The sequence below is a fragment of the Burkholderia sp. E168m23 genome (assembly GCF_016586125.1).
Classification (GTDB): Bacteria; Pseudomonadota; Gammaproteobacteria; order Burkholderiales; family Burkholderiaceae; genus Burkholderia; species Burkholderia orbicola.
This window is the reverse complement of record NZ_BCPP01000386.1, coordinates 1-6,202: the sequence shown is the minus strand read 5'-3', so window position 1 is coordinate 6,202 and position 6,202 is coordinate 1. Positions and strand designations below refer to the sequence as shown.

Annotated in this window: 7 protein-coding genes and 1 pseudogene; all 8 read left to right on the top strand. The window is 68.4% G+C overall.

Going from position 1 to position 6,202, the window contains the following annotated elements:
• Positions 1-117 precede the first annotated feature (117 nt).
• A complete protein-coding gene (locus JMF90_RS19810) occupies positions 118-474 on the top strand; it encodes a hypothetical protein (RefSeq protein WP_041489424.1) in 357 nt (118 codons plus the stop codon).
• Positions 475-562: 88 nt separating this feature from the next.
• On the top strand, positions 563-832 hold the full coding sequence (locus JMF90_RS19805; RefSeq protein ID WP_041489495.1) for a hypothetical protein: 270 nt from the start codon (positions 563-565) through the stop codon (positions 830-832).
• On the top strand, positions 829-2,331 hold the full coding sequence (locus JMF90_RS19800) for a TolC family protein (RefSeq protein ID WP_011548387.1): 1,503 nt from the start codon (positions 829-831) through the stop codon (positions 2,329-2,331). The genes JMF90_RS19805 and JMF90_RS19800 overlap by 4 nt, the downstream gene beginning before the upstream one ends.
• 1 nt (position 2,332) lies before the next feature.
• On the top strand, positions 2,333-3,628 hold the full coding sequence (locus tag JMF90_RS19795; RefSeq protein WP_011548386.1) for a multicopper oxidase family protein: 1,296 nt from the start codon (positions 2,333-2,335) through the stop codon (positions 3,626-3,628).
• A gap of 66 nt (positions 3,629-3,694) precedes the next feature.
• Positions 3,695-4,039, top strand: a complete 345-nt coding sequence (locus tag JMF90_RS19790) for a copper-binding protein (protein ID WP_011548385.1) — start codon at positions 3,695-3,697, stop codon at positions 4,037-4,039.
• Between the two features lie 16 nt (positions 4,040-4,055).
• Positions 4,056-4,436 carry a copper homeostasis periplasmic binding protein CopC gene (gene copC, locus JMF90_RS19785; RefSeq protein ID WP_011548384.1) on the top strand — a complete coding sequence of 127 codons (381 nt, stop codon included), beginning with the start codon at positions 4,056-4,058 and terminating at the stop codon, positions 4,434-4,436.
• A complete protein-coding gene (locus JMF90_RS19780; RefSeq protein WP_011548383.1) occupies positions 4,433-5,374 on the top strand; it encodes a CopD family protein in 942 nt (313 codons plus the stop codon). Before copC ends, JMF90_RS19780 begins: the two co-directional genes overlap by 4 nt.
• A 169-nt stretch (positions 5,375-5,543) precedes the next feature.
• Positions 5,544-6,202, top strand: a pseudogene (locus JMF90_RS19775) (endonuclease); the annotation flags it as partial.

The following is a 6,202-nucleotide window of genomic DNA, read 5'->3' as shown; positions in this document are numbered from 1 at the left end:
GTTTCGGCCATGCCGTCGTCACCGCGGCGGCGATAAGCTGCGACCGTCTTGTCCCCGGAGCGCGCCGTCGTGCGACGCGCCGGCCCTAACGATCGCTGTCTGCCTGATCTCGCATCCATGTCGTACTGGCGCACATTTCTCGTCGTCGTGTTGCTCGCGCTGAGCCTGTCGATCCCGTCGTTCGCGGCGGTTTCGATGCAGTGCCCGGGCGCCGCCGTGCCGCAAGAGGAAAAGGCGTCGCACGCGATGCCGGCCGCGCAGGGTGGCCATCACGATCACGGCGATCACGCGCGGCATGCGTCGTCATGTGCCGCGTGCGTGTCCTGCTGCTTTGGCACGGGGATGTCGAGTGCGCCTGCGGTGCCCGCCGCGGCGAGCGTCGGCGTCACCATCGTCGCGCCTCCGCGTTCGGCCGGGGGCGTGTCGTTCCTGACGGGCGGCATCGACCGGCCGCCGCGCCGGATGCCCGCCTAGTCGCTGCCCGCGGCCGATGCGCCGCGATCCGCCATCCGCTCCGGCGGCCGCATCCGGCGCGCCGGACGACTTACGACGAGACATGTTCATGCGATTGATCATTGCGGCGCTGTTGGGCGTGGCGGCCCTCGTGCCGTCGCTCGCGCCCGCGCAAACTCCGTTTCCCGATCCGGCGGACGCCGCCGCGTCGGTGCCGGACGTCACCGTGACGTCCGCGTTCGACGGCTACCGGCCGTATCGGGACGACGCAGGCCCGGGCTGGAAGCAACTGAACCGGGACGTGATGGAGCGGCCCGCGAAAGGGCGCACGACCGGCAACGCCGCGCCCCATTCGACGCACGGAGGGGCCACGCGATGACGACGCTCGCGATATCACCGAGGATCGGCGCGGCCGCGATCGCGCTGGCGTTCCTCGTGGGCTGCACGACGTTTTCGAAGGATGGCGGGTTCGACGCCGTGTCGTCGGCTGCATCGGAACGCATCGGAAAGGACGCGGTGGTGGTGAGGACCGACGCCGACCGCGAAGCGGTCGACCAGCGGACGAAGGAACTGCTCGGCAAGCCGCTGTCGATGGACGACGCGGTGCAGGTCGCGTTGCTGAACAACCGCGGGCTGCAGGCGTCGTACGCGGAACTCGGGCTGTCGGAGGCCGACCTCGTGCAGGCCGGCCGGTTGCCGAACCCGCGCTTCGCGTTCAGCCGCACGCGTGCCGGCGATGGCGAGCTGACGCTTGGCCGCACGTTCTCGGCGAACGTGTTCGCGCTGCTGACGATGCCGCTCGCAACGAAGATCGAACGCCGCCGTTTCGAGCAGACCAAGCTCGAAACGGCCGATGCGATGCTGAAGGTCGCGGCCGACGCGCGCCGCGCGTATGTCGAGGCGGTCGCCGCCGAGCAGGCCGCACACTATGCGCAGCAGGTGCGCGACGCCGCGAGCGCGGCCGCCGAACTCGCACTGCGCATGCGGCAGGCCGGCAACTTCAGCCGGCTCGACTACGCCCGTGAACAGGCGTTTCACGCCGACGCGGTCGCGCAGCACGCGAAAACGCGGCAGCAGGCCATCGCCGCACGCGAGAAGCTCACGCGCGCGATGGGGCTGTGGGGCGAGCGCACGCGGTACGCGCTGCCCGAGCGCTTGCCGGATCTGCCGAAGGCGCGCCCGAACCTGCCCGACCTCGAACGCTTCGCGATGGGCAATCGCCTCGACGTCCAGGCCGCGAAGCTGCAGACGCAGGGCGTCGCGTCGTCGCTCGGCCTGAGCAAGGCCACGCGTTTCGTCAACGCGGTCGAGCTCGGCTACGTGAACGACTACGAGACCGGCAAGGGCCACGAGCACGGTTACGAGATCAGCGTCGAGATTCCGCTGTTCGACTGGGGTGGCGCCAAGGTCGCGCGCGCCGAGGCGATCTACATGCAGTCCGCGAACCGGCTCGCGAAAACGGCCATCGATGCACGCTCGGAAGTACGCGAATCGTATGCGGCGTACGTGACGAGCTACGACGTCGCGACGCACTATCGCGACGAAGTCGTGCCGCTGCGCAAGACGATCTCCGACGAACTGCTGCTGCGCTACAACGGGATGCTCGCGAGCGTGTTCGAGCTGCTGACCGATGCGCGCGAACAGGTCGGCGCGGTCAACGGCTACATCGATGCGCTGAAGGACTACTGGCTCGCGGAAACCGATCTGCAGATGGCCGTCGGCGGCCGGTTGCCGTTACCGGGTGCCGTGCCGAGCGCGACGCATTCCGCCGAATCCGCACCCCAATCCCCATCCAGCGCCGACGCTGCGCCGCAGCCGGCTTCCACTCCCGCGGCGCCGTCGGCGCCCGCCACGCAACCGCATCCGGAAGGTCATTGACATGGTGTCCCGTCGACAATTTCTCAGCGGCTCGGGCGCCGCACTGCTCGGTGCGGCGATGGTCAGCAAGGCTGGCGCCGCGTCGTTGCCCGACGCGCCGACGATGGCGAAAGCCGGCACGCAGCCGCCGCTCGTGCCGCCCAACGGCCGCCCGTACACGCCCGTCGCGACGCTGAACGGCTGGTCGCTGCCGTGGCGGATGAAGAACGGCTGGAAGGAATTCCACCTGACGGCCGAGCCCGTCGTGCGCGAGATGGCGCCCGGCATGAACGCGAACCTGTGGGGCTACAACGGTCAGTCGCCGGGCCCGACGATCGAGGCCGTCGAAGGCGACAAGGTCCGCATCTTCGTGACCAACCGGCTGCCCGAGCACACGACGATCCACTGGCACGGGCTGCGGCTGCCGAACGGGATGGACGGCGTCGGCGGCCTCACGCAGCCGCATATCCCGCCCGGCAAGACCTTCGTCTACGAGTTCCAGCTCGAAGCGCACGGCACGTTCATGTATCACCCGCATGCCGACGAGATGGTGCAGATGGCGATGGGGATGATGGGGATGTTCATCGTACATCCAAAGGACCGCGGCACGATGGCGGTCGATCGCGATTTCGTGTTCCTGCTCGCCGCATACGACATCGACCCGGGCAGCTACACGCCGCGCGTGAACGAGATGACCGACTTCAACATGTGGACCTTCAACTCGCGCGTGTTCCCGGGCATCGATCCGCTGCCGGTGCGCGCCGGCGACCGCGTGCGGATTCGTTTCGGCAACCTGACGATGACGAACCACCCGATCCACCTGCACGGCTACAGCTTCGAGGTCGCGGGCACCGACGGCGGCTGGATTCCGCCGGCCGCGCGCTGGCCGGAAGTGACGGCCGATGTCGCGGTGGGTCAGATGCGCGCGATCGAGTTCACCGCCGATCGTCCGGGCGACTGGGCGTTCCATTGCCACAAGTCGCACCACACGATGAATGCGATGGGCCATCAGGTGCCGAACCTGATCGGCGTACCGCAGAAGGATCTCGCGAAGCGCATCGGCAAGCTCGTGCCCGACTACATGGCGATGGGCAGCACGGGCGGCGCGATGGGCGGCATGGAGATGCCGCTGCCAGACAACACGCTGCCGATGATGACCGGCACCGGCCCGTTCGGGCCGCTGGAGATGGGCGGCATGTTCACGGTGCTCAAGGTGCGGCAGGGGCTGGGCCGCAACGACTATCGCGATCCGGGCTGGTTCCGGCATCCGAAGGGCACCGTCGCATACGAATACACCGGCGAATTGCCGGACGGCTGAAGCAGCATGCGGCGGCCGCGTCGATGCGGCCGCCGGTTTCCATTCACTCACACGGGAGTCGACACGATGAAGAAGGGACTGGTTTTGATGGCGACGGGGTGCGCGCTGGCGTTCTCCGCGGCGTCGTACGCGGCCGGCGACATGGCCGGCATGGACATGAGCGCGAATGCGAAGCAGGGCGCCGCGGCGTCGCGCATGTCGCACGGCGAGATCCGCAAGGTCGACACGGCGGCCGGCAAGCTGACGATCAAGCACGGCCCGCTGGAGAACCTCGGGATGGACGCGATGACGATGGTGTTCAAGGTGAAGGACCCGGCGATGCTGGCGCAGGTGAAGGTGGGCGATACGATCGATTTCGTCGCCGAGGACGTGGACGGTGCGTTGACCGTCGTCGAGCTGAAGAAGCCGTGAAGCGGAGCGCGTGAACATGACGATCTCGATGCTCAAGCGGCTGGCCGGCTTTGCCGCGGCTACCGCCATCTTCGCAGGCGCACCGGTCGCGGCGTCGGCGCACGGCAAGCTGGAGCGCGCCGTACCGGCGGCCGGCAGCACGATCGATGCGGCGCCCGACACGGTGCGGCTCACGTTCAACGAAGACGTCGAACCGGCGTTCAGCTCGGTGAAGGTGTCGGACGCGAGCGGCAACGCCGTCACGCAGGACAAGGCGAAGGTCGACGCGTCGAACCCGCGCGTGATGACCGTCGCGATACCGAAGCTTGCGGCAGGCGCGTACACCGTACAGTGGGCGGCGATGACGGCCGATGCGCATCGCACGAAGGGCGCCTATACGTTCCGGGTGAAGGAATGAACGACGGCATCGTCGGCCTGCTGCGGCTCGTGGCGGTGGCGATCCAGAACGCCGGGTTCGCGGTCGTCGTCGGCGCATTGCTCGGCCGGCACTGGCTCGCACGTGGCGTGTCCGCGTGGCAGCACGACGTTGGGCGGCGGCTCGCCGCGACGCTGCGTATTGCGTCCGTCGTATCGCTGCTCGCGAGCGTCGCCGCATTCTGGGCGCACTGCGCATTGATGAGCGAGGTGTCGCTGCTCGACGCAGGGCTGGCGGTGTGTTCGATGCTCGCGCGCACCGGCTTCGGTCATGCGTGGCTGGCCGGGGCGGCGTTCATGCTCGTCGTCGTGCTGCTGTCGTTCGTCGGACGCACGGACGACACGCGGTTTCCGTTCGCGATGGTGGCTGCCCTCGCTTGTGTCGCGCTGGCGCGCAGCAACGGCGGCCATCCGGTGGACGCCGGGCTGTTCAGCGTGCCAGTGTGGATCGATTGGCTGCATCTGCTGGCGATCAGCGCGTGGGTGGGGCTCGTGCTCGTGACGGCATTCGGCGTGATGTCGCGGCTCGCCCGCATGCCGGCGAGCGAACGCGCGACGGGCGCATCGTTCGTGCAGTCGCTGTCCGACGCATCCACTTACGCGCTGGTCGTGTTGTTCGCGACCGGCGCGTACAACGGCTGGCGCGGCGTCGATACACCCGCCAACCTGTTCGCGTCGACGTACGGGCAAATCCTGCTGCTGAAGCTTGTGCTCGTGCTGATTGCCGCGATGCTCGGCGGACACAACCGCTTCTTCGGGATGCCGGAGCTGCTGGCCGCGTTGAAGGACCCGGCCGCCGCGATACCGGTACGCGCGTTGAGACGGTTCGGCATGGTGTTGCGAGTCGAGGCGGTCGTGCTCGGCGGCGTGCTGATGGTGGCGGCCGTGCTCGTGTCGAGCGCGTTGCCGGGGACGGCCTAGCGGCGGGGCTTCGTCGTCGGAAGATCGGCTGCATTGTCGAGACTTGACCGGACGACGCATGGCGATCGCGGCGTGATGACGACGATTACATCGGCCTGTCTCGCGATTACCAAAAACTGTCATTGAGCGCCGCTAAGCTTTCGCCACCCTCACAACCGGGATTCCCGCCATGCGCTCGCCAATCTGCCTGTTTGCCCCGCTATTGTTGCTCCCGACGCTCGCCGCGCCGGTATTCGCCGCCACTGCCGCGCCCGTCAGCGCGAACTGCGGCGGCAGCACGACGCCGATCGCCGATATCCAGGGGGCCGGCGCGCCGTCGCCGCTCGCCGGTCAGAACGCATCGATCGAAGCGGTCGTCACCGCCGATTTCGGCGGCACCGACGGTTTCGGCGGCTTCTTCGTCCAGCAGGCGGACGCGCAGCGCCGCAACCAGCCGGGCGTGTCCGAAGGCCTGTTCGTCTATGCGCCGAAAGCGCGCGCGAAGGCCGGCGATCTCGTGCACGTAACGGGCAAGGTCGAGGAGAAATACGGGCAGACGCAGCTCACGCTGCAGGGCGCGATCGCGGTATGCGCGAACGGCCAGACGGTCACGCCCGCGACGCTCACGCTGCCGGTCGACAGCCCGAGCGCGTTCGCCGCATACGAAGGGATGCTCGTGCGCCTGCCGCAGACGCTGAGCGTCACCGACAACTACGAACTCGGCCGCTACGGCAGCGTGATGCTCAGCAACGGCCGCCTGCGTACGCCGACGAGCGTCGTGCCGCCCGCGCAGGCGCAGACGCAGATCGACGCGAACGCGCGCAACCGCCTGATCCTCGACGACGGCTC

What these genes read in the sequence shown, in the direction of transcription:
- JMF90_RS19810 (WP_041489424.1), top strand. Translation starts at nt 118, where the DNA reads ATGTCGTACTGGCGCACATTTCTCGTCGTCGTGTTGCTCGCGCTGAGC.
- JMF90_RS19805 (WP_041489495.1), top strand. Translation starts at nt 563, where the DNA reads ATGCGATTGATCATTGCGGCGCTGTTGGGCGTGGCGGCCCTCGTGCCG.
- JMF90_RS19795 (WP_011548386.1), top strand. Translation starts at nt 2,333, where the DNA reads ATGGTGTCCCGTCGACAATTTCTCAGCGGCTCGGGCGCCGCACTGCTC.
- JMF90_RS19790 (WP_011548385.1), top strand. Translation starts at nt 3,695, where the DNA reads ATGAAGAAGGGACTGGTTTTGATGGCGACGGGGTGCGCGCTGGCGTTC.
- JMF90_RS19780 (WP_011548383.1), top strand. Translation starts at nt 4,433, where the DNA reads ATGAACGACGGCATCGTCGGCCTGCTGCGGCTCGTGGCGGTGGCGATC.
- JMF90_RS19800 (WP_011548387.1), top strand. Translation starts at nt 829, where the DNA reads ATGACGACGCTCGCGATATCACCGAGGATCGGCGCGGCCGCGATCGCG.
- copC (WP_011548384.1), top strand. Translation starts at nt 4,056, where the DNA reads ATGACGATCTCGATGCTCAAGCGGCTGGCCGGCTTTGCCGCGGCTACC.